This window comes from Chryseobacterium oncorhynchi (genome assembly GCF_002899895.1).
GTDB classification, from domain to species: domain Bacteria; phylum Bacteroidota; class Bacteroidia; order Flavobacteriales; family Weeksellaceae; genus Chryseobacterium; species Chryseobacterium oncorhynchi.
In genome coordinates this window covers 774,958-801,955 of the sequence record NZ_PPEI02000002.1, presented here as the reverse complement: position 1 = coordinate 801,955, position 26,998 = coordinate 774,958, and the positions used below count along the sequence as shown (strand labels likewise).

The following is a 26,998-nucleotide window of genomic DNA, read 5'->3' as shown; positions in this document are numbered from 1 at the left end:
TTATTTCTTGTTTAACAATGGAAGCATCGCATTATAAACAGTTTTACCTTCCCCAGTTGTTTTAGCACATAGTTCTTCATGTACTTGCACCTCATTAATTGAAAGAGAATAGTGTTCCATTAAGAAAGATACTAAACAAGCAACTGATTGTGCTTGTTCTTTAGTTACATCTTCCCAATACCCTCCAGATACTTCTCTTTCAGCTCTCTTTCCATTTTTATCAAGATACTCCCCATTAACTTCTATAGATATAGAATTACTATTCCCCCATTTATTAGCCTTTGTATGAGCTTTTTGTGCAACCCCTATATGGTGAGACTCATTATTTAAACTTGTTTGTTGATAAATTTTACCATCTCCATTAACCCAAAAATGAACAGGATATTTGTTATTTGTTATTAAGTTTTTTACATTATGCTTTAAATTATAATGGGTCCTGTGTAAAACAATTATTTTTACATCCTTATCAATTTTTTTTGTTGTTCCTTTTTTGAATATTTCAATTTTAGGATCTACTAGAAAACCATCTTTAACTACATTTTGAAAACATCCTCCTGTAATTATTTTTTCTTCTGTAGCTGGTATATCTTCACATTTTTCATTCCATTTTTCGGATTTATATTTTTCATACCATTCTTTCATTACTGCATCTACTTCCCACACATACGTATGTCCTTCTTTAAAACCTCTTTTAACTATTTTTTTTCCATTAATTATTTCTTCACCAATTATGTTATCATATTCTCCACTTTCTTTCATAAAGGGATAATTTGTATGATATTGAATAGAAGGGGCAGAATATAAAATGTTTTTTGCTCCAGTTTTGTTATTCTTTATCATTGAGGGATAATTAACAGATAAATACATGTCGAGCAAATTATTTATTTTCCCTTTGAATGGTGTTTGTTCAAAATACTTTTTCACATAATTCAACTGTTCAACAGCAGACATTTTTTTTAGTTTATCCGTTGTTGTTCCAACATCAGAAGCAGCATCAGTTCCAAATTGAATTAACCCTGTAAAACCTCTACTATTCTGTTTAGATGGGCTAAATGTTTTGGCTGTTTCAAAATACATAATTACCATTAGGTTATTAGCCATTTCTATTTTTCTTCCTTCACCCCAAAGCTCTTTTGAAATTTCAACTACTTTTTTTCTAAAGCTGCAGTCTACTTTATTTCCTAAAATTAAATCATATTGTTTACACAAGCAAGTTGATTTAGGTTTTGGGGGATCTGCCTTTTCTTTTTTTGTAGGGCTTGTTCCATTCTCCTGTTTCTTTGGAGGTTCCATTATATCTACATCAATTGTTTCTGATTTGGTAGATATATCCAAAAATATAACTTCCGCAAAGATTTCCTGTTGACCTCCTTTCCAATATTCACCACTGTCAGGGTTTTTAGAATCATTTCCTATTTCTCCGGTTTTTTGCATCGCAGGAGTTAGTGGCATAAGAACGTTTACTTTATCATCTAAGAATGTATGTTCATTGGTATACAATAGGTCATTTTTTCCTGTTAAGTCATGTTCCCAGATCTTTAGGATATATTTTTTGCCGACAAGATTTTTAGATTCTATATGCACCTTGATCGTTTCCCCAAATTTGGGATTTCGGCTAAATTCTTTACCGTTTTTATCGGTTAATAATATTTTGATAATGGATCCTTTTTTATCTGGTTGATTGTTCGGAGAGTGGGGCCTTGTAGATCCTTTGGGAGTATTAGGTAGTGGTTTTGGAGGCGGAGAAGTGGGCTTTGGTTGAGGTTGAGGCTTTGTACCATTGTTATTTCCAGTAGGTTTCTTAGGTGGGATGGTTGGAGCTTTATATTCTGGGTTTTTGGCATTTACATTATCTGAGGCTTTCAGTTTTCCACTGTACTCTGCAGTAACATAATATTCATGTTTCTTTTTATCATCTTCTCTTTTATTGGCAATAGAAATGAAAGCATTCAGTAATGTGAAGCTCCAACGGGCATTTCCTTTACTGTCTACCTGTATAGGAGGAGACTTAGTGATAAATTGGTTTTTATTATTGTGACCTTTGCCTATTTCATCATCTTCCCAAAGCGAGAATGTAATTTGTTCTCCTTCAAGTCCCTGACACTTGGCAATGGCACGAAGTTGATCCTTATAACTTAATGCTTTATTAATAGATGATCCATCTTGATAAGTAAGCTTTACTTCAAGAATATTTTTTTCTTTTGGAGGGGTATTTTTGTCTTTCTTTTGTGGTTGTACAATGATGGACATAGGTTCTTTTCTTTCAGGGTTGTGAAGATAACCCTCCACTCTGTATGTAAATTGCCATGCATCTTTACCAAAAGTAAATTCACCAATACCTTTTTTCTTTATTGTGGTAGTGGTAAATCTCCCGTTATCCCTTTTTCTAAAAAGTTCCCAAGTGATCAGAGATTCTTTCCGCTCATTAAGTGGAGTAGCTGGGTACCATTCTGTTACTTTATAGATTGTCTTTTCTCCTATTTTTGGAGATGTGTTACCTGTAATTTTTAAAACACCTTTTTTTGCCATTATATTCAGTTTTTAGGGGTTACCAGGCTTCTGCCTCATTCTCTTCATTTTCTTCCTTAAATTCATCAAAATTTACAATCGGATTGTAAACCTGTTGCTCTTTGGAATCAGCATTGGCAACCTGATTATTACTGACCTCGGTTTGTTGGCCATGTTTTAGAATGGTGATCTTTCCTCCCGTACTGCACATGAGTTCAGAAATTTCTGTAAGGCAGCTTTTACCCGCGATTTTTACCTTTTCGTAAGGTTTCTGCCATTTTCCTGCGGCAGCATAAGCACATGGAAGATACCCTCCCGAGGTTGGTTTAAGTTTACATTGGCCAAAAGGTTGTGCAGGTGGATCAAATTGTAGGTCGTCTTCTGTTACAGCAAGATAATCAGCTTGGCCCTCAGCATTATTCCAATAATGCTTTTTCTGGCTGGTCACCTTGAATTTTGGGAATTTGAATCCCTGATTACACTGTACAGTACCTTTCTGGATAACAAAGTATTTTCCTTCATGAGGACCAGAGCTGCTACTATTTTCTTGTTTATCTTTATTTTTTTTTTTATCCTCGGCTTTATCAGATGTGTTATCACCGCTCTGAGCCAGCTCAGAAGATTCTTCATTCTGAATTGCATTTTCTGAAGAGTTTTCCTCATTCTGATCAGAGGGGCTGTCTGTATTTTGAGAATCTTTTTCTTCCGCCATTAGTTGAGGATCTTCCGGAATAAGGATTTTTTTTCCCGGAATAGGCTCCTGCATAACATCTTCCTCTGAGCAGTGAAGATTGTGATAGGTCTTTAACGTTGCTTCATTTTTCAACTTAAACTGCCGGGCCAGCGAACTGAATGTATCGCCCTGTTGTATGACATAATTTTTCATATTATCCTTGTGTTATAGTGATTGTGTGATGGTAAATTGGTGCTTCTTCACGCCATAAATTTATAATAGATCTAACCTGAAGAAGGGTTTTGTTTTTTTTGTGGGTGGTGTATTCAATAATAATTTCTCCTGAAACAGGATCTTCAGCTATTTCCTTATGTTTTCTTCCTGTTCTTATTTCCTGTAAGTCGTAAAATTCCGCAATATTTCCTCTTATAATTGCTGTTTGAGAATTTTGATCTTCATTTTCATACTCAATTTCCATATCACATTCTACCGGAAAGGAGTTTTGTAAAAAGTAAAATGATTCTTTCCAGTTTGTTTTCTTTTGGAACCAATCCATTTTGGGAAATAGTGTTTGAAAGAGTAGGGTACTTTGAAACTGCTGTAGAAAAAACTTTTCATCTGCAATATTCCTTTCAAATAAGTCCAGATATTTCTGAGAAACTTCCCCAATATAGAAGTCTTCAATCTCTTTACGTTGATCTGCAAATACTTTAATGATCTTTTTGTGATTAACAAAACCATTGATTTTACCAAAGTCACTTAAAGTAAATTCAATAGGCATAATGCTTTTCATACAAGCAATGGAAAGCCCCCCCATTTTATCATCCGGTGGATTTCCGTTTGATGTGAAACCCTTTTGACTGTATGCCAAAATGTAAAGGTTTTTGTTCTTGTCTTTATGAACGTTGAGTTCTATAGTGTAATCTATGTTTACAGATGCCTCAAATGGACTTTCAATGGATTCTGAAATAGTATAAGTCTTTGCAAAAAAGTCTTCTGATAATTGAGAAAGTGGTAAGATGTTTTTTCTTTCCTCTTCCTTTTGTTTTTCTGTTTTAAAATCTAAGGGAACAAGAATACTTCTAACCTCATTCAGGTTTTCAAACCAAATGGTATCCATCTTTTCACAATGGGCATTATGGAACAGCTTTAGCTCTTCTCCGGTCATGCCCAACCGTGAAGCTATGGATTTCAGTGTATCTCCGTTGCGAACCTTATATTCTAAAAAACCAATTTCCATCGAAAGTGAATTATAGGATAAAGCTATTAAAAAACTCTACTGGAAATTAATTTTTAAGGTTAAATTTTAAAAATTGTAGTAAAACTACGACAAGAGACTTCTGTCTATTTTAACTCATTTTAAACAAGAAGATTGATTAAATTTGTGGAAATAGTATCTGAAACCATTGTAAAGTGGATTTTGATTATTACAACTACAAAATCTTTTGTAACTTTTAATTTCACGGAAATCTAATGATATGAAAAATAAATATTTTCAGGGACTTTTTATTCTATTGACTGCAATCAGTTTTATGTCTGCAGAAAGCTTGTATTGTGGGTTTTCGGATTCTTCTATTGTAAAGCAAAGGGACACGATAAGAATCAAGGAAAGTTACAATGAAAAGGATACGGATACGAACGAATATCTGAAAGACAGATTAAAACCTATTCAGGCCAATTTTAAGAGGATCAATTCTATTACAAACTGGACATCTATCAAAAAGAAAGATATTGAAGGAGAATCCGCTGAAGGGGGAGAAGCAACGTATTATTACAAAAATAAAAGTCTGGAAAAAATTATGGCCAGACATTATGGAGAAATGGGGCAGGTTTTGATAGAATATTATCTGCTGAACGGAAAGTTATCTTTTGTTTTTGAAAAAGATTATAAATACAACCGTCCACTTTTCTATGATGTAAAAGCCATGAAAGAAAATAATGATACCGAAGCTTTTGATTTTGAAAAATCAGAAATTATGGAGACCAGAAATTATTTTGAAAAAAGAAATCTGATCCATATTATAAACAGTCAGGATTGTGGTGCTCCTTTCAGTGGAAGTTATATGTCTGAGGAAGAAAAAAGTATAAAAGATGATTTTAAGAGACTTTTGAAATTATTACAAGAGAAATAGCCTTATATTATATAATGTAACAATTCCAAAATTATTGGTAAACTGCTCTATTTCCAGATTGTGATATTGAAAAAAGAGATTATTTATTTTCTTTGATAGTAGTAAGCCGCTCTTCAACCTCCTTGATCTTATTAATCCAGTAATTAATCCCATCCTGATTGCTTACCGTTTCTTTAAAAGCATTACGGCTAACGGCCCATAGCTGAGATCCATTTTTTTGATACTCAATTTCGCGTTCTCTTTTATTTTCCGGTTCTATGCGGTACCTCCAGAATACCAGAGCACGCATATATTCTGAGCGTATTTTTTCAAGGTAAGTAATAATGGCTTTTCGATCCTGAGGAATATATCCGGGTCCGGAGCATCCACAGGAGTGAAAGGTGATTCCCACTGTATAAAGATTTTGGATATGTGCCCATTGCTTATGATCGTTTTTTGCAGGAGATTCAAAATCCAGTCCCATGTTTGCCATTAGGTTTCCACATTCGGGGCACTTAGCCTCTACAGAGGTTTGTTTACTTTTATCCACGTCGTATAAAGCACGTCGTTTAAATGTTTTCTGGCAGTTGAAACAGGCATAATGAGCTTTGTAAACCATCATGGCATATCGGCACATAGTATACTATTTTGTTTTTGTGGTTATTAATTATTTTCCTCTTCACTATAACTGATTCCCATTAGGCTGCTGGCACTTCTAGGATCATATACAGACCAGATATTTCCCCATGAAAATTTGAAAGTACAGCTTGGATAAGGTATTTTCTTCTTTGTTGGAGATACTCCCAGAATCATTTCCAGAAAGGCATTGTTCCGGTGGAAGATCTGCATTTCTTTCTCTTCCGTCCATTCATTCCAGTCCTTGGGATCAGTGCTTTTCCAGGTATTCATATGGATGCTGTGCAACTGATCTTCAAAAAAGCAGAGATTAAGATAGAATTGATATCCTCTTTCTTCCATTCTGTCAAAATAATACCAAAAATATCCGGTTTTTACATCCCGCGCATGATGATATTTTTTCTTATAAAACTCAGTCTGTTGAAGCTGTTTGAGTAGCATTCCTTTATACAGCTGTGTAGCAAAGGCCTCTAGTTTTATGGTGCCATCTTTACTGTTAATCAGCATATTCAAAAAAAATGAAGCTATAAATATACCCGTTTTTTCTTTACAAACAACGAATAATATTTACGGCTTCATGTAGAAATAGAAATATCTGTGTGTTACGGATTTGAAATAATTAATGTTGACGGAATATCAGACAACCAAAGACTTTTAGTATCAATCAGGTTTTTCCAGCTTTTGCTGCTGATCAACATTAAGTCCTGGGAGCTTAGGAATTCCTTTTCAATTTTTTTCTCATTGTACAGGGTGATATGATTAGGCGCAACCTGTTCAATACTTCTGATGAGTTCTTTCACCTCAATATTATTGCGAATTTGTCCTGCTGCGTCAAGAATGATGATTTGAGAATTGTTATTGTTAATCAGTCTTTTGGCATATTCAAGAAGATAAAAGTCACTTAGATTGAAGATCGGGACAAATACTTTATCTGCCGCTGTGAAATCTTTTTCCACCAAAACACCTACAGGGATATTTGCTTTATCCAGAATTTGTAATGTAAAATCATCAAAAGGAGAATTGTTGAAGATATTTCCTTTCCCTTTTACCGTATTCAAAAGCTTTTCGGGGTTAATGATCTTGGTCGTGAAACCTAAGAGTCTTCCGAGTAAACTTCCCTCATACATTGATTTTCCAAGCATGATCAGGAGAAGATCATAATGTCCTTTATTGGTGATGCTGGTAAGATCATTTTCTATATCCGTTGAGGCTTTAAAAAGAGTAGCAACCTCCAGATTCAGTTCATGAGATGTTTCAATGACATTCTGGAACTGTGATTCTTCATATTCATCAATATCATAAGCGTGCATTTCATCTACCGGAGCAATATTCATCGCTGTGATACTCTTATTGCCATTCATTTTATTCGTAAAATCGTGGGCAAGTCTTAGGAGGGTACTTCCGGATTCAGGTTTGTCAAAAGACAGTAATACCCGATACTTGGAGTCATTTTCCGGAATTGTTTCGTCTTCGTCTTTTTTTGATTTAAAAATAAAATTAATAAAATCTAATGCCGGGCCTGTCATAAAAGTAGTAAACAGAGCCATAATAACAAGCATTGCGAAGATTTCTGGGCCTAATACTCCGAGATCATAGCCGATATTTAGTACAATAAGCTCCATCAAACCTCGGGTATTCATCAAAGCTCCAATCGTTAAGCTTTCTTTCCAGTTTATTCCTACGAACCTGGCAGTCAATGCACTTCCTGCAAATTTTCCGACAACTGCGGTTAAAATGATAAAACCTGCGGTCATCCATAAGTGGCTGTCATTCAACAAGCCAATTTGAGTACGAAGTCCTGTGAAAACAAAGAACAACGGAAGAAGAAGTACCAAGGCTACATCTTCCACTTTATCGATAAACAAAGTACGGAATTTCGCATTTTCCGGCATAATAGCTCCTGCCATAAACGCTCCGAATAAAGCATGAATACCAATAACTTCTGTAACATATGATGATAAGATCAGGGTAAGGAAGAAAATGGCAACCATTGGTTTGTTGATGGTGTTTTTTCCTGCCTGAAGATCTCCGATTCTTTTTAGGAATGGTCTTACAATTTTAATCATTAAAAAGACGTAGGCAATGGCCATAATGATCACATAGATCGAACTTGTAAATGAACCTGCCTTTACAATGGCAATTACTGCAGCAAGAATACACCATGCTGTAATATCATCTGCTGCTGCACAGGTAATAACGATGGTTCCAAGCTTGGTTTTCTGAAGATTCCTTTCTTGTACAATTCTTGCCAATACCGGAAAAGCCGTAATACTCATAGAAATGGCTATAAATAAAGCAAAAGAAGTAAACTGAATACCATCCGGTGAAAATTCCTGATAAATAAAGTAGGATAGCCCAATTCCCAGCGCAAAAGGGATAATGATACTGGCATGGCTGATGACAACAGCGTCGTGTGCTTTTTTTCTTAAAACACTCAAATCCAGCTCCATTCCTACAATATACATAAAGAGAATAAGACCTATCTGGCTCAGAAACTGTAGATTACCTAATGATTCTTTTGGGAAAAGAAACGCAGAAAACTCAGGAAAATACATCCCAAGAAGTGATGGCCCCAGAATAATACCGGCAATCATTTCTCCAATTACACTTGGCTGTCTTATTTTCATACAGATCCATCCAAAAAGCCTTGCTGTAAGGATAATGGTAACAATTTGGGCCAATAATAATGCGAGTGGGTGGTGTAGATTTGTTTTGAATGATTCCTGGAAATTTTCCCAAGTAGAGCCAGTGCTGGTTTTAGCAACAATGTTTTCCTTTATTTCCAAGGTCTGTCCTTCAATGATGAAATAGTACATCAGGCATGAAAAGACGGCTATGGTAGTGATGTAGAAAATTAAATTTCTGTATTTCCCCAAATTCATGATTCCTATAATTTTGATGCAAAGTTGATAAGAATATTTTGAGATTAAAATACCTTATTTTTTAAATGTAATGAATGTTGTAAAAAATGTAATCAAATTTATTTAAATGAATAGCCGAGACCTGTCCCGAACCCCCATTTTCCGTCCTGATCAGTACAAAAACAAGTAAATTAAAGGATGAAAAAAGGAGCTGTCATAAAATGAAATAGTTCATATTCTGTAACAAAACCGGAATAATTGAAAAATCTATTTTCCAAACAATTCCAGTAATGAATTTTTGTAGGCTTCTCCAATCTGAAGTTTTAGGAAACTGTGGTCTTCCGTAGGAATAGTAGTAATGATTTCGTTGGTTGAAAATACTTTGATAGAGGCCAGTGCAATGATCTCTTTTTTATTAACCTGTACAAAATCTTTGGCTGGAAGCATTTCCAGAAGATTTTTAAAATTAAGATTCTTTAAAACAATAGCTGTTCCATCATTAAGCGTAATATCCTTATCACGGCTGTCGATTTCTGACGTCTTGATGTAGGCGATCTGCTCTGTTAGAATAACTGTTTTACCAATATTGGTATTCCATTCAATAAAAGTTTTCTTCTGAACGGTAGTAATTTGTTCCTTGGCTTTTTCAAAAGCTTGTACCAAGCGTTCTTTTTTGATGGGCTTTCTTACATAGTCCACAACATTCAGGTCAAATGCCTCGGCTGCGTATTCTTTATAAGCGGTAGTAAAGATTATTTTTTTTGAACCGGAAATTAATTCTGCAACCTGAAGCCCTGTCATTCCGGGCATTTCGATGTCCAGTATACAAAGATTACAATCCAAGGAATCAATTTCTTTTAGAAATATCTTAGGATCATTGAATGCCTTTATGACTTCTACATCATCAATCTGTTCACATAGAAGCTTTAGATAGCTGATGGCTAGTAATTCATCATCCAGAATAACGCATTTTATCATAGAATTCTCCTAAATTGATTTTTAATTCTGCAGTGAAGATACCGTTTTTTGAGCTTCTTTCCAGTTGATAGTAAGTGCTGTAGATCATTTTAAGTCTTTGATCCAAAGACTGGCTTCCAAAGCCACTCTTTTCCTTTTCCAGAATATTTTTTAATGAAGCTTTATTACTCACTTTCATCGTAAAAATGCCGTTTTCAAGTTCCAGATAAATGGAAATGAAAGAATCCTGAGCCAGAAAATCAGTGTGCTTGAAGGCATTTTCAATAAGGTCAACAGATATTAATGGGGCAAAGACTTTTTCTTCATAAACAGAATCAGACTTATTGACCCTTGATTTGATTCTAAAATCAAAAAGGGGATTGATCTTGATTTTATTAATTTCAATAAGGCTTAAGGCAAAATTGAGCTCCTCCTTTGGGCTTACATACTTGTTGTTGCTTTCGTATAAAATATAATCCAGAACGTTGGCCAACTTATCCAGAGACATATAAGTCTGGTAGGCATGTGACTGAACAGAATTGAGGATGTTTTTAAACAAATGCGGATTCAGCTTTGTTCCGATATGCTCTAAGCGAACTTCATTAAGGCGCTGCTCAATAATCTTATTGGCCTCAGATAGCTTGGCGTTTTTCTGTTTCAGTTTCTGATTTTGGCTGAAAAGATAAATACTGGTCGTTAAAAAAAGGAAAATGGCAAAGACTCCGATGAATATCAGATAATCATGAATCATGTAGTAGTTGCCTTCCATATCGTTGGGATTATTGAAACTTATCTAAGCTTCTTAAGGCTGTTTACAGTTACAGTTTCCTCGCATTTATCAAAACCAATCTCGTAGGTCGGATTTTTTTCAGGATATGTCAAAAGATAGCCAGGGCATGGTTTTTTCTGAGCATTACTTTTGTCAAAGTCTACTTTCCCGTTGGTAATAATGCTGTCCTTTACAAATTTTTCATCAATCTTGTAAGTGATCATTGCTGTTTTTACCTCTTCGGAATACTTGAATTCCTTTGAAAGGGTTTCTGCAATGACACGGCTATTGGGTAGATACCCGCTGCAGCTTGCTCCTTTCTTGTTTAAAATAAAAAATACGATAACTAGCCCCGGAATGAAGCCTATTGCATAAAATTTAAATTTTTTCATTTAGAAAATTAAAAGATTGATATCGTGGTATGTAAGTCCGAAACGGTCACAGATGATCTTTTTGGTATGTCTTCCTTTGTACATATATAAGCTCTGCTTCATTTCATTTTTGCGGATCAGCATATTTTCAAAGCCGCCTTCTTCATCATAATTTAAAATATAGGAAAGGAAGAAATTAGAAATAGCCTTTGTGGTAGTTCTAGGCATTCTTGATGTAAGGTTCGGAAGTCCGCAGTGGATCACACCATGTTTAATGATGTAAGGATCTTCCATGGTTGTCAGTTCTGATGTTTCAATCACCTTACCGTTGTCTATGGTAATATCAATAATGACACTTCCTTTTTTCATCTTCATCACCATATCTTCGGTTACGATAGGGGTCATATTTAATCTTGGAAGAGCTCCAATTACTACATCTGCACGTCTTAGGCTTTTGCTAAGCTCCTTAGGATCAATAATGGAAGTAGGAACGCGGCTGTCAACCATTGTATGAAGCCTTCTCAGTTTAGATAGTGAGTTGTCGAATACCTTGATACTTGCACCCAAACCGATGGCTGCCTTTGTGGCAAATTCACCTACAATTCCTGCTCCAAGGATGACGACTTCTGCAGGTCTTACACCTGTAATTCCGCCAAGCATTAAACCGTTGGAAAGAGCTAGTAATTCTGATGCATATAGAACAGAAACGGTTCCTGCAATTTCACCAATTAATCTTACCAATGCAAGCTGCTTATATTCATCAACGATAAATTCAAAGGCGATTGCATTTATTTTTTTCTCTGCAAGCTTAAGGAAATATTCTTTATCCCTAAGATTAATTTGAAGGGCTGAAACCAGGTAGGTGTTAGGTTTCATAAAATCGATTTCGTCTTCGGTAGGAGGGTTAATCTTTAAGATCAGATCCTGTCCGAATGCTTCCTTGGGATCATTGGTAATCTTTGCCCCCGATTCGGAATATTGTAAATCTGTAAAAAATGAACCTTGTCCGGCCCCTGATTCTACGATGATCTCATGGCCATGTTCTACCAATACCTGTACAGCATCTGGAGTAATGCAGGTTCTCCTTTCGTTGAGACAGGTTTCCTTAGGAATTCCAATACTGAATTGTTTTCCTTTCTTTATAACCTCCAATTTTTCCTCTTTCGGCATCAATTCTTCTTCTGTGAAAGGAGTAAAAATGTTTGTGCTCATCCTTAAATTAAATTATGTCTTACAGATTGTTTTTTTACACTTAATTAGTAAGCAAAGATACATAATATTTAATCGAATGAAACTTCTCTGTTTTCACCCGTATTCAGAATACTCATTGTGTGATAGTTGAGCCCGTAAAGCTCATCTTCATATACTTCTGGCCATTCAATAATGCATAGAAAAGAGTTATCAAGGTATTCTTCAATCCCGATATCATAAACTTCTTCAATGTTTTTTAGACGATAAAGATCAAAGTGATATACTTTTCCTTTTGATGTGTTGTATTCATTAACAATAGAATAAGTAGGAGAATTGACCTCATCTTTACTTCCCATATTTTTAAGTAAAAATTGAGTGAAAGTGGTTTTTCCTGCTCCCAGATTTCCCTTTAATAATAGGATGTTATGTTTTAATTCAGGAATGATGGTGTCAACAATTTCCTGCCAGTCTTCAATTGTATGGATAGTGAACTGCATATGCTAATTTGTTTGCAAAAATAATCATAAAAATCCTCGAAATATATAAGTACGTTTATATAATTGTAAGGTTTTTTTTTATGTGTATTTTTGTACCATGATTTCTAAGCAGACCATTGATAAAATATTCTCCACAATCCGCGTTGAAGAGATTGTGGGCGAGTATGTGCAGTTGAAAAGAGCAGGGTCTAACTTTAAAGGACTCAGTCCTTTTCATGAAGAAAAGTCTCCAAGTTTTGTGGTTTCACCAAGTAAGCAGATCTGGAAAGATTTCTCTACAGGAAAAGGAGGTACAGCCATCTCTTTCCTGATGGAAATTGAAAACTTTACTTATCCTGAGGCACTTCGCCATGCAGCCAAGAAATATGGAATCGAAATTGAAGAAGATCTTCGTGAAATTTCTGAGGAAGCAAAACATGCACAGACTGAAAAAGATCTGCTGTATAAGATCCATGAGGTTGCCAATACCTATTTTCAGGAGATCCTTTGGGATGATGAAGAGGGAAGAAGTATAGGTCTTGCTTATTTTAAGGAAAGAGAGCTTAAAGATGATATCATCAAGAAGTTCCAACTTGGATATTCTCCCGAAAAAAAGAATGCCTTTACAACCTATGCATTGGAAAAAGGGTATAATAAAGAGATTCTTGAAAAATCAGGACTTTCCATTTTCCCTGAAAATACGCCTGCAGGAGTAGATCGTTTCAGAGAAAGAGTTATTTTCCCAATTCATAGTTTCTCAGGAAGGATTTTGGGATTTGGAGCAAGGATTCTTAAGAACAATGTTAAAACGGCGAAGTATCTCAATTCACCGGAAACAGAGATTTATCATAAATCCAATGTTCTTTACGGATTAAACCAAAGTAAGCAGGCGATTTCGAGAAAGAATGGTTGTCTTTTGGTGGAGGGATATATGGATGTGATTTCTCTTCATATGTCCGGAATAGAGAACGTGGTAGCAAGCTCCGGAACTTCCCTGACCACGGAGCAAATCAAGTTGATTAAAAGGCTTACAGAAAATGTAACGATCCTTTTTGACGGAGACAATGCCGGTATTAAAGCCAGTTTCCGAAGCATTGATATGTTGCTGACAGAGGGAATGAACATTCGTGTATTGCTATTTCCGGATGGTGATGACCCGGATTCCTTTGCCAGAAAACATCCACAGGAATATGTTGAGAAATACATTGAAAATGAAGCGATGGATTTCATCGACTTTAAGGCTGAAATTCTGCTAAGGGATGTAGGAAGTGACCCTATTAAAAAGGCTGAAGCCATTCGTGATATTGTAAAATCGGTTTCCTTTGTACAGAACGCCCTGAAAAGAGAAGTGTACCTTAAAGAGGTTTCCAATAAGTTTGGTCTTTCTGAGCAGAGTCTTTTCAATGAATTGGATGTTCAGAAGCAAATTACCCAGAATCAGACGCATCATGTTCAGCAACAACAAAAAGAAAAGACTGCCGCTCCAAAAATGGAGATTGTTCCTTTAGATAAGGAAAAAGAAGATCCTTTTCTGTTTGATGTCTTGTTTATGGAGAATAAACTGGTAGATCATATGCTGATGTTTGGGGATATTGTATTGAAGAGGATGAATGAACAAAATGAAGAATATCAGATTACCGTTATTGAGGAAATTTTACATCATTTTGAAGAGGAGCATTATACATTTTTAGTAAAAGAAAATGAGATTATTATTAACCAGGTAAGAGAGGGAATTCAGAAAGAAGAACTTAGAAGTGGGAACTTTTTTGTATCTTTTATGGATGAAGAGATTACCTCAAAGGTGGTGGATGCCTTACTGCCTTTGGATGAACTTGAAAACTGGGCTTCCAGAAGTATTTATCCACCCAATTACGGAGATAAGGTGGCAGATCAGATCAAAGGGGATGTCTTATTGCATAAATACCGATATATTGATTATTTAATCACGGAAACAGCCAAGGAACTTGATGAACACAGCAGTACAGATGAAACCAAGTATTATGAGCTGATCAAAAAGATTACCTTGTTGAAACAGGCTTCAATACGATTAAGCAATATCATCGAATACTCACCAATCAAGGGTATTTATGGGAATAGAAAAAGATAGTTTAAAGACAGTAATTTTCAGGATTCTGTGACAAAAAGTCCTATAAAATTTTAGGAATAAATATTGTAATTTAAACTTCGAGAATATTAAAATAATACATAATAGAAATATGGACATTAAAAAAGATTTCAGAGATTTCTCTGTAAAGCATTTAGGAAACAACGGTTTGGTTACCGATCAGTATATGGGTATGTATGGCCCAACGAATCTTACACCGTACATCATGGAGGAAAGAAGATTAAACGTTGCTCAGATGGACGTTTTCTCCCGTTTGATGATGGACAGAATTATCTTCTTGGGAACAGGTATTGATGATCAGGTAGCGAACATCGTTACAGCACAGCTTTTATTTTTGGAAAGTGCTGATCCGTCAAAAGATATTCAGATCTATATCAACTCTCCGGGTGGTAGCGTGTATGCAGGTTTAGGAATTTATGACACTATGCAGATCATTAAGCCTGACGTAGCAACAATCTGTACAGGTATGGCTGCTTCAATGGGAGCTGTATTATTGGTTGCAGGTGAAAAAGGAAAACGTTCTGCTTTAAAGCACTCAAGAGTAATGATTCACCAGCCTTCAGGAGGTGCACAAGGGGTTGCTTCTGATATGGAGATCAACTTGAGAGAGATGTTGAAATTAAAGCAAGAGCTTTATGAGATCATTGGTCACCATTCAGGACAAACTTATGAGTGGGTTGAAAAATCTTCTGATAGAGATTACTGGATGACTTCTGAAGAAGCAAAAGGCTACGGAATGGTAGATGAGGTTCTTCAAAGATCTACTGAGAAAAAATAATTGATTTTTAAAATCATAAAAAAACGTACCTGAAGAGGTACGTTTTTTTGTTATGATAAACCTTGTGTATACAAAGTTCAGAATATTTCTTATTTCTTAACCATCTTCTGTATCGTAGAACTGTTCGATGTCTTAATCTCCACCCAATATACGCCTGCATTTAAAGACTTCACATTGATCTTTGCTGCTTGGGTAGTCATTACTTTTTGTCCCAGCGCAGAATAAATATTCACTTCCTTAATGTTTTCTGAGGTTTCAATATGAATAACATCACTTGTTGGATTAGGGTAAACACTGAATTTATTTTTCTGTACAGAAGCAACTCCTAATGTTGCATTATTAGCTTCTGTAGGAGTGAATGGTCTTCTTTCTCCAAAACCTAATCCTAGCCAGCTATTATTACTCAATTGTATTTGACTAAGATCTGCTTTTTTCTGCCAGCTCGAAAGATCTTTTCCTGTATATAATTTCCAGTTTTGCGTTCCTGAACTATTTCCGTTGAAAGTATTTAATGATAGATTGGAGATTTGATTATTACCTGAAGTGAAATTAAAATAGGAAGCATGAGATTTAATAAGCTGTAGTGCCTGTTCTGCGGTTATATTTCCGTTATATTTAATTCCAAAAACAAAGGAATTCGCATTGCCGTTGTTGTTATCTGTTCCAAAGTCTATCACAACAAGACTTTTGTTATTTCCTGTTCCAATCCAGTTGGTGACTTGGGATGGGGTAAACCATTGGGAGCTGTAGGCAGGGACAGGAGTGGATGGCGGAATGTCAACTTGGCCATTATCAGTACCATAGGTAATCCCAAACCAAAGTCCGTCTGTTAAATGAACATAACCAGCCCCATTATTTTCATTAGACATATTGTCTAAGCTTGGCCCAAACCAGGGAATCCAGGAGTCATCGGTACTTGGAGCATGATGGTTATAGGAAAAGCTGAACAGATATCCTGAAAAAATATCAGCCTGCATTTTAGGTTCTGCCGATATAATGGCATTGATCATGTCTTCTGCCATTAAATTATCCGCGTCAAAACGATACCCCCACGCATAGGATTTTGGAGTGTTGTTATCATTGAAATCGGCAATGAAATAAGCCTTTTTAGAACCCGTTCCTACCCAAAACTTAATGTCGTTTTCTGTGAATTGGGCAAAGAAAAACTGCATACAAAGCAGCAAGAAAAAAAGATAGATTTTTCTCATAATATAATTAAATTAAAGTTTTATTCCCGAAACTTATTACAGAAAAAAGAATCAGATCCTTAGTTCTGAAATGAAAAGTGTATTCAAGGCAGGTCTCCTGGCTCACATCCTTATAGCTAACCTTCCCGGATTTTTTGATCCAGTGGTATAATATTGCTATAGGTGAAACAGCTTACAGTTGCGGGTACAGCTCAAGAATTGAATAATATTCTCACTTGATTCCCTATTAATGAACAGTGTTCAACCTTAAAACGCTGCAAATATATCATATAAATTTTTGAAAACGTTTTGTGAATTATGTACGGAATTGTGTTTTTTTTGATGGTTATATATGCTTTAGAGTTTTATATTTCATGAGTTGATACTAAATTTTAGTTTGTCTTTTGATTTTAGGATCAAACTGTAGGTTTTTGTTGTTTATATTGAATTCATTCTCGGGTTTCATTGTTAAAACATAATTATTATTGCATTCAAGATCAGTTTACAATCAATCTATACTTTCGCGCCATAAAAGTTAATATGAAAAAACTACTATTATCTGCTTTGGTAATGACTGCATTATTATCATGTAATAAAGATGATGACAATGTGAATAATCAGGATGTCAATTATTCTAAACTTCCTCAGGAGTTTCCTTTTTCTAAAATGGCAACTATCAATGGGGTAGATGTGATAAATGGTGGCTTTGGCTCCGGTGCTGCTGCTCATCCCAGCAGAAAAGGTGAATTTTATGTGATTACAGATCGTGGCCCAAATACAGATTATCTGAATGGTAAAAAGTTTTTGACCCCCAATTTTACCCCAACCATTATGCATTTTAAAATTAATGCTGAAGGAAATGTAGAGGTAATCAAATATATTAAGCTTAAAAATCCATCAGGACAACCTATTACCGGACTTCCAAACCCGGTAGGAATGGGAAGCACAGGTGAAGTGGCTTATGATGCGGCAGGAACTGTTCTGGGTACGGATAATTATGGTCTGGATAGTGAAAGTATCGTTGCTGCACCAGACGGCACATTCTGGGTATCTGATGAGTATGGTCCACACATCGTTCATTACAGTGCAGAAGGAGTAGAGATGGAAAGAATAAGCCCGATTGGAGTGAATACAGGTACAAAAAAATTACCTGCAGTTCTGGCGAAAAGAAGAGCCAATAGAGGGATGGAAGGTCTTTGTATGACTCCGGACGGAAAAACATTGGTAGGAACTATACAGTCTATGATGCTGGTGCCTACGAAAGCACTGGCAACAAATACTACTTTAACAAGAATCGTGACTTTTGATATTGCAACCGGGCAAACCAAGCAATATCTGTATAAGCAGGATGGTGGTGCGTCTGATTCAGTATGTGATATCACAGCGTTAGGCAATAATGAATTTCTTGTCATTGAAAGAGATGGAAACTTCGGAACACAGGGAGGAGTTAAAAAAGTATACAGAATCAATCTAAGCAATGCATCTGATGTAAATGGGACTGATTTGGCTGCTGTAGACGGAATGAAAGTAAATGGTAAGGCTTTGGAGCAATGTACTTGGGATGAACTTACCATTGCAGGAATAAAACCTGTTACTAAAAACCTGGCTGTAGATTTAGTGGCAAAACTAGGATATGAACATGATAAATTTGAGGGGATTGTTTATTTAGGAAATAATAAACTGGCTGTTTTCAATGATGACGACTTTGGAGTAGTGGATGATGGCAGCGGAAACCCTAAGGCAAAGATCCTACCTAAAACAGGGAAAGTAGATAAAGGAACTATGTATGTAGTCGATATTCAATAATTAGATTTTTTTAAAGGAAAACGGCGGAATTTATTCCGCCGTTTTTTATTATCCTGGGCCTGAATAAGAAAATAAAATAATAAATATTGCTTTTGCATACTATTTTATCCAAACTTTGCTTTTTTTAAAATCAATCGTGAAAATATATTTGGACAAAGTTTCAAAATTGAGTACACCATCATAAATAATATCTCGTGTAAATGATTTTGAGATCAATGATTTTTTTCCGATAATAAATTGAGTTTCGGAGTTCATACCATCTTTGTCTTTTGAGAGTTTCCAGGTTGCAGCAGTTTCGGTAGATAACAGTAAAGGACCACTGTTTCCAGAATCAAAAAGGAACCAGTATGATTGATTATCTTTTGGAATATTCAAAAAAATATTTAGCTCAGTAGAGTCCAGTCCATTGGCAAATCTACAGGCAATAAGATTTTTCCCATGTATTGCCTTTTGGGATGAGGATTTGCTTTCTATAATAATGATATTTCTAGCAAGGTTGAGCGTCAGAATATGTTCAGCAAAAGATTTTAAAGATATAACACCATCTAGTTTAGGGAATTCTTTCGGTAAAATAGTCATGATATCAAAAACACTGACTGTTGGATGAAATATCTTTGTCGAACCTATAGTCATTGGAATACGATCTGATTTTTGAGCTTTAATCATTTCTCCGCTCATTCTAAATCCTGTTGCCTTTCCATAGATTTTTTTATTAAAAAGGTTTGCTATTTCAGGGGAAATAATGGTTTCTGCTCCACCTGTGTCAAATAGGAAATCATATTTTTTTCCTTCAATAAAGACCTCTATGGTTTTCATGTTTTCAATATAAGGTTTTAATCTTATGGTATCTTGTCCAAACCCCAATAGGCTAGCTCCTATGGATAATAAGCTGAAAAGCATTTTCTTTGTTTTCATAATTCTTTTTTGTTTAGTAAGTGAGACAAAATAATCTCTGTTTTATAGCTGACAAATTTGAATTATTATCTTCCGAAAAGCGACCGATTTTAAAAAGTCGAACCAAATAAAAAGATGCTAGTTGGTTTTATAAAAGGTATTTCTGTATTCTGTAGGGGTTAAAGCGGTATGTTTTTTAAAAGCAGTATTAAATGATGATTTTGAATTGAATCCAACCTGATATAAAATTTCTAGAATAGTACAATCTTTTTTAGAGTAATTAGTTAATAATTCCATTGCATTTTCGATACGGTATTTATTCACAAAATCAAAAAAATGTTGATCCATATTAGAGTTTATTAAAACTGATAATTCGCGGCTGGGCATATTCATTTTTTCTGCGAGGCTTTGTACCGTAAGTGCTGGATCTAAATACGGTTTTTCTTCTGTCATATATTTCTTCAGCAGTTCGAGTTGGAAATTGATACTCTCATCTGGATTTTGTTTGTTTTCTGATTTAGTTTTTGGCAGTGTTTCATTGTTAGAATCATGTATTAATTGTAACTGCGTATTAACTCCTCTGAAAAATTCAGGATATTTTAATGCTTTTAAGACAAACCAGCTAGTAACAATCAATGCAATGATTTCCAAAAAACAGTTAATAAAAATCAATAGTCGGTGATTGTCAGTATATCTCAATATATTTTTAAAGGTTGCAAAATAATGAACAATCATAAAAATCAAGGTTATTTGAAACAACCATTTATAAACTAAGTTGGTAGAGTAAGATTCATTTTCCAAATAAATATTTCTGGTTTTTTTCAAAACCAGAAGAATGGCAATATTGTAAATCAAATATTGAATTTCTATCAAATATTGGAAAATTATCATTTCACCGGTCTCATGATGATGCTGTAAAAAATATTTTTTTTCAATACCCTCTGCATAATATATTTTTGAAGCTAATATGAGATTGATGATGATAAAAGGGATGAGATGAAACAGATGTTTTCCTTTTAATTGAAAATCTTCATAGCAAAGTGATAAGACATACAAATAGAATATAGGTATATTAAATAAAATGAGAGTCCATCTGAAAATCTCTAAGTTTGGGTAAGTGCTAACGAAAGCTTCTGATGTGAAAACTCCACTTGCATCAATAGCTGTGAAAAAAAGAAATCCTGCAAAAAGCTGATTGGGAAGCTTTTTGTTAGATTTTAAGGTCAATAAAAACAAAATAAGAAGGAACAGTATAAAAACAGATATGGTGGCGATCGTTTTTAAAAAATCCATTTAAGTAATTTTAAAAGATATATTCGAAAAAATAAAATCTTCGGGATTTATTTTCAATTTTTGAGCATACCTGCCTTTCTGAAAAATCAGAACGAAAGTAAATATGGTTTTATACTAATTAGACCAAAGGCTATGAAAAAGGGCATCAAAGATGCCCTTTTATTGATGTTAAATTTTTACTATTAATTAAAACCCTCAATAATCTTAGAGAAATCCTCTAATTTCAAAGCTGCACCTCCAATCAGACCTCCGTCAATATCGGGCTGAGAGAAGATTTCCTTAGCATTGTCCGGCTTCACAGAACCTCCGTAAAGAATAGAAACTTCATCCGCAACTTCCTGACCATATTTAGCTGCAATGATGCTTCTGATATGTGCATGAATTTCCTGAGCCTGCTCAGGTGTTGCTGTTTCTCCTGTTCCGATAGCCCAAACTGGTTCGTAAGCAATGACTACTTTTTTGATTTCATCAGCAGAAAGAGTGAAAAGAGCTACTTCAGTTTGGTTTTTAACCACTTCAAAGTGTTGTCCTGCCTTTCTTTGTTCAAGAGTTTCTCCGTTACAATAGATTGGAGTAAGACCTTTATCTAAAGCCAATTTTACTTTTCTGTTACAATGAGAATCTGTTTCACCGTGGTATTGTCTTCTTTCAGAATGACCGATCAAAGATCCATTTGCTTCAATAGATTCCAACATATCTGCAGAAATCTCACCAGTGTAAGCTCCACTTTCATGCTCGCTCATATCCTGAGAGAATACCCCGATTTCATTCTTTTCAAAGATGTCTTTTGCCATCATTAAATATAAAGAAGGCGGAGCGATCCAAACCTCACAGTTGGTTGCATTGTTGTTTTTATAGCTTAGTAACTGAATCATCAATTGTTGTGCATCAATTACATTTTTGTTCATTTTCCAGTTTCCTGCAACTATTTTTCTTCTCATAAGATTTATATTGATTTATTTACTTTTAAATTTTTATTCTAATGAATCTGCTAAACTTATTATTTATTAATTCCCTCTAATTTAAACATGAAAGCATACACCAAGGCAATATCCTTTAGATAATCAAATCTTCCTGAAGCACCACCATGGCCATAATCCATGTCTGTTTTCAATAATAATACGTTTTTATCAGTCTTCATATCCCTAAGCTTTGCAACCCATTTAGCAGGTTCAAAATATTGTACCTGAGAATCGTGAAGCCCCGTTGTTACTAATAGATTAGGATAGTTTTTCTTCTCTATATTTTCATAAGGAGAGTAAGATTTCATGTATAAATAAGCATCCTTGTTGTTAGGATTACCCCATTCGTCATATTCATTTGTTGTCAAAGGAATACTTGTGTCAAGCATTGTATTAATTACATCCACAAATGGCACCTGTGAAATCACCCCATTCCAAAGATTAGGACTCATATTGGCTACAGCCCCCATTAATAGACCTCCTGCACTTCCTCCTTGAGCATACAAATGTTTAGGAGAAGTATATTTTTCTTTAACTAAATACTCTCCACAATCGATAAAGTCGGTAAATGTGTTTTTCTTTTTCATCATTTTTCCGTCTTCATACCACTGTCTTCCCATTTCCTGACCTCCACGAATGTGAGCAATAGCGAAAGCAAAACCTCTGTCCAAAAGACTCAGTCTTGTACTGCTGAAGCCTGCATCCATAGAATTTCCATAGGAACCGTAAGCGTATAGTAAAAGTGGATTGCTTCCATCTCTTTTAAATCCTTTTTTGTATACAATAGAGATAGGAATCTGAGTTCCGTCTTTTGCTGTGGCAAAAAGCCTTTCGGTAGTATAATTCTCTTTATTATAACCTCCCAGAACTTCCTGTTGTTTCAAGAGAGCTCTTTTTCCGGTCTTTAAGTCTTGTTCAAACTGAGAACTTGGAGTAATCATGGAAGTATAACCGAAACGGAAATTATCTGTATTGTATTCCGGATTTCCTGATGGAGAAACAGTATAAGCCGCCTCGTCAAATTTCAGAAACTCTTTTTTGCCTGTTTTTCTGTCATAGATCACCAACTGGGAAAGTCCGTTTTGTCTTTCACTAAAAACTAGATAATTCTTAAACTCAGAAATCCCCTGCATCAGAACCTCTTTTCTGTGAGGAATAAAGTCTTTCCAGTTTTCAACGCCCGTTTTGTTTAAAGGTGTTTCTACTACTTTAAAATTAAGAGCGTCTTTATTGGTAGTAATTAAAAATTTATCTTCCAGAGCAGTTACATCATACAAAACATCCTTTATTCTTGGCTGGAAAACCTTAAAAGTTCCATTAGGATCATTGGCATCCAGATATTGGATCTCAGAAGAAGTTGTTGCCTGAGAATAGATCATGATAAATTTCTGATTCTTGGACTTTTCTGCACCTATATAATTGGTTTTGTCCTTTTCTTCATACACCATAGCATCCTTGGAAGAATCTGTTCCCAAAGTATGTCTGTAGATCTTTTCTGTTAAAAGAGTTTCAGGATTTTTGGAGGTATAAAAGATCGTTTTATTATCATTGGCCCATATTGCTGATCCTGTTGTATTTTTAATACCAAGATCAGTAGTTTTTCCGGTAGATAAATCCTTTAAAAATAATTTATATTGTCTTCTGGAAACATCATCCACTCCGTAAATCATCTTCATATTATCCGGGCTGATACTGAAACCTGAAGCCGAATAATAAGGATGTCCCTCTGCCAGCTGGTCTACATCTAGCAGAACTTCCTCAGGAGCGCTAAGGGTTGCTTTCTTTCTGCAATATTTAAAATATTGTTTTCCGGTTTCTGTACGGGTATAATAATAATATCCGTTTCTGAAAACCGGCACAGACTCATCTTTTTCCTTGATTCTTGCTTTCATTTCCTGGAAAAGCTTTTCTCTGAAAGGTTCTGTATCTTTCATCATGCCTTCCCAATAGGTGTTTTCAGCTTTCAAATAATCAACGACCTTGGTAGAGTCTTTTCCTTTTTTAAAATAATCGATCATCCAGTAATAAGGATCATTTACCTTATCACCGTGGATTTCCCTAATATGTTCCTGCTTTTCTGCAACAGGAGCTTTCATGTCCGGAAATTTTTGAGATTGAAATGTTGATGCACTCATTACTAATAATCCTAGATAAATTTTTTTCATGATTATTTTGATTTTGGATCTTTATTTATGATAGTCCCCAAAGGTTTTTCAGAAGAATATAGAACGTATGTTCTTCTTCCGTTACTTTGTTGTCTGCTTTTATTAATGATTTTGCAAACTGAGCAAACTTTACACGCTCATCCTCGGTAGAATCATCAAGAAAACATCTTCCGTGGAATTCAAAGTGATCTTTCCATTCTTCAGGCTGCAAAAGAGCAAGGGTATCAAGCTCGTTGTCAAGATTCATTCTGAACGGAAATTCATCAGCCAGGTATTGCTGTACAAGCATTCCTTCCTCCGGAGCAAACTCTCCGTCTACAGATGAAAGGATCATTAATAAGTGGTAACCTGCGATAGATTTATTTGATTTTTGCATGTGTTGTTGAAATTTAATGTTGAAGTTGAATGTTTAAATTAGATAGCTCACCATTTGTTATTTGACATAGTCCTTTGCAGGCTGCTTGTCTACAATTTTTCCGTTTTCAAGGATCAGTACAAATGGATTACTTCTTGCGATAGTTTTGATGGCAGTTCCATCCATCATTGTATTTTTAATAGTTTTAAAGGTATTCTGATAGGTTGAAACCCCAAAAATAAGTGCTCCTTTCTGAGTATTTACCTTGGCTTCCACTTTTTGAAGAAGATCTGCAGGAACCTCTTTTGGGAGATAAGAGAATACTAAAATAGCCTTTGGAGCTTTGATGATCTCCTCAGTAAGTTCCATTCCGGTAGGATCTTCAATTTTGAATTTCACAATCTCAGATTTATATCCTTCCTTTACCAGAACAGATTCATTCTTACCCTCTTCAATTTTCCAAGGAGAACCCTCTGCCCAGTATTTTGTTTCTTTAATATAATCATCCTGATTTACCTTTAAAACTTCTCCTGTCTTTTGGTTTTTAAGAGAATAATAAGTCTTGTATTCAGATGGGTTTTTATTTATTTTTTCTTTCTCACCTTTAATGTCCGTTCCAATTTTGTAATCACGGAAATCAATCATCGGTTCATGCATAATTCCCTGTGCCATAATGTAGATCATTACTAAGGAAAATGCTCCCAGAATATAATATTTGAACTTGCTTGTAGATTCTTTTTTGGTACTGCCATATTCATCCTTTTTGCAGAAATCTTTTCTGTATAATAAAAATAGAAGAATAAGTCCTACAAGAAGCACAACATCTTTCAGAAAGCTTTGCCAAGGCGTAAACTTAATGGCATCTCCAAAGCATCCGCAATCCGTTACAACATTGAAGTAAGCGGAATAAAAAGTAAGGAAACCAAAGAACACACAAAGTGCTATTAAGGCTGATAAGGTAAATTTAAGCTTTAGTTTAATCAGTAACATAAATCCAAGGAAAAGCTCCAGCACAACGACGATGATTGAAAATAGCAACGCAAATTTTTCAAAAAACGGCATATTGAAGACTGCAGGTGAGAAATATTCCTCCATTTTAAAGGAAAATCCTACCAAATCCACAGCTTTTACGAAGCCTGAAAGGATAAAAATAACAGCGATAATAAAGCGTAATAAACCTTTGATCATAATTAAATAGTTTTGGGTTCGAATTGGTTTTGTTGTTCAGAAAACTTGATCAGACAGAAGACAGCATAGTTCAGCATATCGAAGTAATTGGCATCCAGCCCTTCAGAAACGATGGTTTTTCCCTGATTATCTTCAATCTGTTTAGTTCTTAATACTTTTTGATAAATAAGATCGGTGATCGAAGAGATTCTCATATCTCTCCACGCTTCACCGTAGTCATGATTTTTTCTTTCCATTAAAGCTTTCGCTTCACCGGCATATTGGTCATAAAGACCTAAAATCTCTTCCTTATTTTCATTAAAATCATTGGAAAGCCCTTTTTCAAGCTGAATAAGTCCAATGATAGAGTAGTTGACAATTGCGATAAATTCATCTTCCTCACTTTCATCCACCATTTTTACATCGGTCATTTGCAGCGTACGGATTCTGTTCACTTTTATATAAATCTGATCCGTTATGGAACTCGGTCTCAAAACCCTCCAGGCTGCTCCGTAATCCTGTAACTTTTTACTGAAAAGATCACGACACTGACTGATAATTTTCTCGAATTGTACTGATGTTTTTAGCATAAATTTTCTTAATCTTCCAAATATACGAATTAGGTTTTAGGTAGCAGAATTTTTAGAAAGAGAGTTTAAGGGTTTGAATGCAGAAAAATAGGAGAGTTTTGGAGCAGGAGAATAGAAAGGGGTAATGGCATGGTGATAAGATGATTGATAATGAAATATTTTATCTTTCAAACATCTAATTTCTTCCCAAATACAACCACAATTACTAATTTTGCAGAATATAAAAATCATTCATCAATTCTCATGTTTTCAAACGCTCAAATACCTCAATGCTCTGATGCCCAAATCCACTCCATGAACTGTAATGGAAGGCTGGTACAACTGGATACTCCAAAGATCATGGGAATCCTCAATCTTACTCCAGATTCTTTCTCCGATGGAGGGAAGTTTAATGATGAAAATTTGGCTTTGAAACATGCCGAAAAGCTAGTAAAAGACGGAGCAGAAATTATTGATATCGGACCACAATCTACCCGTCCCAATGCAGAATTTTTGAGCAGCAAAGAGGAAATTCGCAGGATTGGAAATATCATTTCTCAAATAAAAAAAGAATTCCCTGAAGCATTGGTTTCTTTAGACACTTTTTATGCTGAAACCGTAAAATTCGGATTCAGTGAAGGGGTTGATATTATCAATGACATTTCAGGTGGGCAGTATGATGCAAAAATGTTTGATATAGCAGCAGAAACGAAGCTGCCTTACATTTTGATGCACGTTAACCCGTCCTACGAAACCATGCATGATAAAATTAAGTTTGAAGATATAACCCTGGAAGTAAACCGATATTTTTCCGAAAAAACCAATGAACTATTACAGAAAGGAGTACATGATATTATCCTTGATCCCGGTTTTGGCTTCGGAAAAACAGTGGAAGATCAGATGAAGATGATTCACGAAGTAGACTTTCTTGGCTTTGGTAAATTTCCTTTGCTGATAGGGATTTCCAGAAAATCATTTATCTATAAACCTCTTGGGAAATCTCCACTTGATATCAATGAAGAAACTCAAAAACTTCATATGAAAGTTTTGGAGCAGGGTGCAAAAATTTTGAGGGTTCATGATGTGGCTGAGGCAAAGGAAACTCTTGATCAGTTTTTACAGAAAAAATAAAAAGTTTCAAAAA

The 26,998-nt window shown here is 35.1% G+C and carries 24 protein-coding genes and 1 riboswitch; of the genes, 5 read left to right on the top strand and 19 right to left on the bottom strand.

Annotated features, from left to right (window positions below):
• Genes C1638_RS09205 through C1638_RS09195 form a run of 3 tightly spaced genes read right to left on the bottom strand, consistent with a single transcriptional unit; the run spans window position 1 to window position 4,421 of the window.
• Window positions 1-2,529, bottom strand: coding sequence for a peptidoglycan recognition protein family protein (locus C1638_RS09205; protein ID WP_109620243.1), 2,529 nt, complete (start codon window positions 2,527-2,529; stop codon window positions 1-3).
• 19 nt (window positions 2,530-2,548) lie between these two features.
• Complete coding sequence (locus C1638_RS09200) at window positions 2,549-3,394, bottom strand: DUF4280 and LysM peptidoglycan-binding domain-containing protein (RefSeq protein ID WP_109620241.1); 846 nt, start codon at window positions 3,392-3,394, stop codon at window positions 2,549-2,551.
• A 1-nt stretch (window position 3,395) separates the two neighbouring features.
• Window positions 3,396-4,421 carry a LysM peptidoglycan-binding domain-containing protein gene (locus tag C1638_RS09195; protein WP_109620239.1) on the bottom strand — a complete coding sequence of 342 codons (1,026 nt, stop codon included), beginning with the start codon at window positions 4,419-4,421 and terminating at the stop codon, window positions 3,396-3,398.
• Between the two features lie 238 nt (window positions 4,422-4,659).
• On the opposite strand from C1638_RS09195, the gene C1638_RS09190 reads away from it, so the two are divergent.
• On the top strand, window positions 4,660-5,313 hold the full coding sequence (locus C1638_RS09190; protein ID WP_109620237.1) for a hypothetical protein: 654 nt from the start codon (window positions 4,660-4,662) through the stop codon (window positions 5,311-5,313).
• A gap of 79 nt (window positions 5,314-5,392) precedes the next feature.
• On the opposite strand, the gene C1638_RS09185 is transcribed toward C1638_RS09190, so the two are convergent.
• The 8 genes from C1638_RS09185 to tsaE form a co-directional block, all read right to left on the bottom strand.
• Complete coding sequence (locus C1638_RS09185; protein WP_109620235.1) at window positions 5,393-5,929, bottom strand: hypothetical protein; 537 nt, start codon at window positions 5,927-5,929, stop codon at window positions 5,393-5,395.
• A gap of 26 nt (window positions 5,930-5,955) precedes the next feature.
• Window positions 5,956-6,435 (bottom strand): hypothetical protein, encoded by a 480-nt coding sequence (locus C1638_RS09180; protein WP_109620233.1) that lies wholly within the window; start codon window positions 6,433-6,435, stop codon window positions 5,956-5,958.
• A 95-nt stretch (window positions 6,436-6,530) separates the two neighbouring features.
• Complete coding sequence (locus C1638_RS09175) at window positions 6,531-8,810, bottom strand: cation:proton antiporter (protein WP_228428097.1); 2,280 nt, start codon at window positions 8,808-8,810, stop codon at window positions 6,531-6,533.
• A 246-nt stretch (window positions 8,811-9,056) separates the two neighbouring features.
• Entirely contained in the window at window positions 9,057-9,767 is a 711-nt protein-coding gene (locus tag C1638_RS09170) for a LytR/AlgR family response regulator transcription factor (RefSeq protein ID WP_109620232.1), read from the bottom strand.
• Window positions 9,742-10,515, bottom strand: a complete 774-nt coding sequence (locus C1638_RS09165; RefSeq protein WP_109620230.1) for a histidine kinase — start codon at window positions 10,513-10,515, stop codon at window positions 9,742-9,744. The genes C1638_RS09170 and C1638_RS09165 overlap by 26 nt, the downstream gene beginning before the upstream one ends.
• Before the next feature lie 20 nt (window positions 10,516-10,535).
• Complete coding sequence (locus tag C1638_RS09160; RefSeq protein ID WP_109620228.1) at window positions 10,536-10,907, bottom strand: hypothetical protein; 372 nt, start codon at window positions 10,905-10,907, stop codon at window positions 10,536-10,538.
• Window positions 10,908-12,098 (bottom strand): alanine dehydrogenase, encoded by a 1,191-nt coding sequence (locus C1638_RS09155; protein WP_076353720.1) that lies wholly within the window; start codon window positions 12,096-12,098, stop codon window positions 10,908-10,910. It lies immediately after the preceding gene.
• A 68-nt stretch (window positions 12,099-12,166) separates the two neighbouring features.
• A complete protein-coding gene (gene tsaE, locus C1638_RS09150; RefSeq protein WP_109620226.1) occupies window positions 12,167-12,574 on the bottom strand; it encodes a tRNA (adenosine(37)-N6)-threonylcarbamoyltransferase complex ATPase subunit type 1 TsaE in 408 nt (135 codons plus the stop codon).
• Window positions 12,575-12,671: 97 nt separating this feature from the next.
• On the opposite strand from tsaE, the gene dnaG reads away from it, so the two are divergent.
• Together dnaG and clpP are read left to right on the top strand one after the other, a co-directional pair.
• A complete protein-coding gene (gene dnaG, locus C1638_RS09145; RefSeq protein ID WP_109620224.1) occupies window positions 12,672-14,660 on the top strand; it encodes a DNA primase in 1,989 nt (662 codons plus the stop codon).
• A 109-nt stretch (window positions 14,661-14,769) separates the two neighbouring features.
• Entirely contained in the window at window positions 14,770-15,456 is a 687-nt protein-coding gene (gene clpP, locus C1638_RS09140) for an ATP-dependent Clp endopeptidase proteolytic subunit ClpP (protein WP_034726592.1), read from the top strand.
• An 89-nt stretch (window positions 15,457-15,545) separates the two neighbouring features.
• Here the strand turns inward: clpP and C1638_RS09135 are convergent, their stop codons facing one another.
• A complete protein-coding gene (locus C1638_RS09135) occupies window positions 15,546-16,664 on the bottom strand; it encodes a T9SS type A sorting domain-containing protein (protein WP_109620222.1) in 1,119 nt (372 codons plus the stop codon).
• A gap of 70 nt (window positions 16,665-16,734) precedes the next feature.
• A riboswitch (cobalamin riboswitch) is annotated at window positions 16,735-16,927 on the bottom strand.
• Between the two features lie 256 nt (window positions 16,928-17,183).
• Here C1638_RS09135 and C1638_RS09130 point away from each other — a divergent pair.
• Window positions 17,184-18,449, top strand: coding sequence for an esterase-like activity of phytase family protein (locus tag C1638_RS09130; RefSeq protein WP_109620220.1), 1,266 nt, complete (start codon window positions 17,184-17,186; stop codon window positions 18,447-18,449).
• A gap of 99 nt (window positions 18,450-18,548) precedes the next feature.
• Here C1638_RS09130 and C1638_RS09125 read toward each other — a convergent pair whose 3' ends face one another.
• From C1638_RS09125 to C1638_RS09095, 7 genes are all read right to left on the bottom strand, one after another.
• Window positions 18,549-19,364 carry a pepsin/retropepsin-like aspartic protease family protein gene (locus C1638_RS09125; protein ID WP_109620218.1) on the bottom strand — a complete coding sequence of 272 codons (816 nt, stop codon included), beginning with the start codon at window positions 19,362-19,364 and terminating at the stop codon, window positions 18,549-18,551.
• Window positions 19,365-19,481: 117 nt separating this feature from the next.
• Window positions 19,482-20,636: a helix-turn-helix domain-containing protein gene (locus C1638_RS09120; RefSeq protein ID WP_228428096.1), complete on the bottom strand. Its 1,155-nt coding sequence runs from the start codon at window positions 20,634-20,636 to the stop codon at window positions 19,482-19,484.
• A 182-nt stretch (window positions 20,637-20,818) separates the two neighbouring features.
• Entirely contained in the window at window positions 20,819-21,577 is a 759-nt protein-coding gene (gene tpiA / locus C1638_RS09115; RefSeq protein WP_109620216.1) for a triose-phosphate isomerase, read from the bottom strand.
• A 59-nt stretch (window positions 21,578-21,636) separates the two neighbouring features.
• Window positions 21,637-23,763, bottom strand: a complete 2,127-nt coding sequence (locus C1638_RS09110) for a S9 family peptidase (protein ID WP_109620214.1) — start codon at window positions 23,761-23,763, stop codon at window positions 21,637-21,639.
• Between the two features lie 25 nt (window positions 23,764-23,788).
• Window positions 23,789-24,139, bottom strand: coding sequence for a hypothetical protein (locus C1638_RS09105; RefSeq protein WP_076353736.1), 351 nt, complete (start codon window positions 24,137-24,139; stop codon window positions 23,789-23,791).
• Between the two features lie 57 nt (window positions 24,140-24,196).
• Window positions 24,197-25,306, bottom strand: a complete 1,110-nt coding sequence (locus C1638_RS09100; protein ID WP_109620213.1) for a BT_3928 family protein — start codon at window positions 25,304-25,306, stop codon at window positions 24,197-24,199.
• 2 nt (window positions 25,307-25,308) lie between these two features.
• Window positions 25,309-25,875 carry a DUF1599 domain-containing protein gene (locus tag C1638_RS09095; protein WP_109620211.1) on the bottom strand — a complete coding sequence of 189 codons (567 nt, stop codon included), beginning with the start codon at window positions 25,873-25,875 and terminating at the stop codon, window positions 25,309-25,311.
• 243 nt (window positions 25,876-26,118) lie between these two features.
• On the opposite strand from C1638_RS09095, the gene folP reads away from it, so the two are divergent.
• Window positions 26,119-26,985 carry a dihydropteroate synthase gene (folP, locus tag C1638_RS09090; RefSeq protein WP_165826522.1) on the top strand — a complete coding sequence of 289 codons (867 nt, stop codon included), beginning with the start codon at window positions 26,119-26,121 and terminating at the stop codon, window positions 26,983-26,985.
• Window positions 26,986-26,998 lie beyond the last annotated feature (13 nt).

Coding starts and splice junctions, on each gene's coding strand:
- C1638_RS09120 (WP_228428096.1), bottom strand. CDS start 20,636: ATGGATTTTTTAAAAACGATCGCCACCATATCTGTTTTTATACTGTTC.
- clpP (WP_034726592.1), top strand. CDS start 14,770: ATGGACATTAAAAAAGATTTCAGAGATTTCTCTGTAAAGCATTTAGGA.
- C1638_RS09125 (WP_109620218.1), bottom strand. CDS start 19,364: ATGAAAACAAAGAAAATGCTTTTCAGCTTATTATCCATAGGAGCTAGC.
- C1638_RS09135 (WP_109620222.1), bottom strand. CDS start 16,664: ATGAGAAAAATCTATCTTTTTTTCTTGCTGCTTTGTATGCAGTTTTTC.
- folP (WP_165826522.1), top strand. CDS start 26,119: ATGTTTTCAAACGCTCAAATACCTCAATGCTCTGATGCCCAAATCCAC.
- tsaE (WP_109620226.1), bottom strand. CDS start 12,574: ATGCAGTTCACTATCCATACAATTGAAGACTGGCAGGAAATTGTTGAC.
- dnaG (WP_109620224.1), top strand. CDS start 12,672: ATGATTTCTAAGCAGACCATTGATAAAATATTCTCCACAATCCGCGTT.
- C1638_RS09185 (WP_109620235.1), bottom strand. CDS start 5,929: ATGTGCCGATATGCCATGATGGTTTACAAAGCTCATTATGCCTGTTTC.
- C1638_RS09175 (WP_228428097.1), bottom strand. CDS start 8,810: ATGAATTTGGGGAAATACAGAAATTTAATTTTCTACATCACTACCATA.
- C1638_RS09180 (WP_109620233.1), bottom strand. CDS start 6,435: ATGCTGATTAACAGTAAAGATGGCACCATAAAACTAGAGGCCTTTGCT.
- C1638_RS09095 (WP_109620211.1), bottom strand. CDS start 25,875: ATGCTAAAAACATCAGTACAATTCGAGAAAATTATCAGTCAGTGTCGT.
- C1638_RS09100 (WP_109620213.1), bottom strand. CDS start 25,306: ATGATCAAAGGTTTATTACGCTTTATTATCGCTGTTATTTTTATCCTT.
- tpiA (WP_109620216.1), bottom strand. CDS start 21,577: ATGAGAAGAAAAATAGTTGCAGGAAACTGGAAAATGAACAAAAATGTA.
- C1638_RS09170 (WP_109620232.1), bottom strand. CDS start 9,767: ATGATAAAATGCGTTATTCTGGATGATGAATTACTAGCCATCAGCTAT.
- C1638_RS09205 (WP_109620243.1), bottom strand. CDS start 2,529: ATGGCAAAAAAAGGTGTTTTAAAAATTACAGGTAACACATCTCCAAAA.
- C1638_RS09190 (WP_109620237.1), top strand. CDS start 4,660: ATGAAAAATAAATATTTTCAGGGACTTTTTATTCTATTGACTGCAATC.
- C1638_RS09160 (WP_109620228.1), bottom strand. CDS start 10,907: ATGAAAAAATTTAAATTTTATGCAATAGGCTTCATTCCGGGGCTAGTT.
- C1638_RS09110 (WP_109620214.1), bottom strand. CDS start 23,763: ATGAAAAAAATTTATCTAGGATTATTAGTAATGAGTGCATCAACATTT.
- C1638_RS09195 (WP_109620239.1), bottom strand. CDS start 4,421: ATGGAAATTGGTTTTTTAGAATATAAGGTTCGCAACGGAGATACACTG.
- C1638_RS09105 (WP_076353736.1), bottom strand. CDS start 24,139: ATGCAAAAATCAAATAAATCTATCGCAGGTTACCACTTATTAATGATC.
- C1638_RS09165 (WP_109620230.1), bottom strand. CDS start 10,515: ATGGAAGGCAACTACTACATGATTCATGATTATCTGATATTCATCGGA.
- C1638_RS09200 (WP_109620241.1), bottom strand. CDS start 3,394: ATGAAAAATTATGTCATACAACAGGGCGATACATTCAGTTCGCTGGCC.
- C1638_RS09155 (WP_076353720.1), bottom strand. CDS start 12,098: ATGAGCACAAACATTTTTACTCCTTTCACAGAAGAAGAATTGATGCCG.
- C1638_RS09130 (WP_109620220.1), top strand. CDS start 17,184: ATGAAAAAACTACTATTATCTGCTTTGGTAATGACTGCATTATTATCA.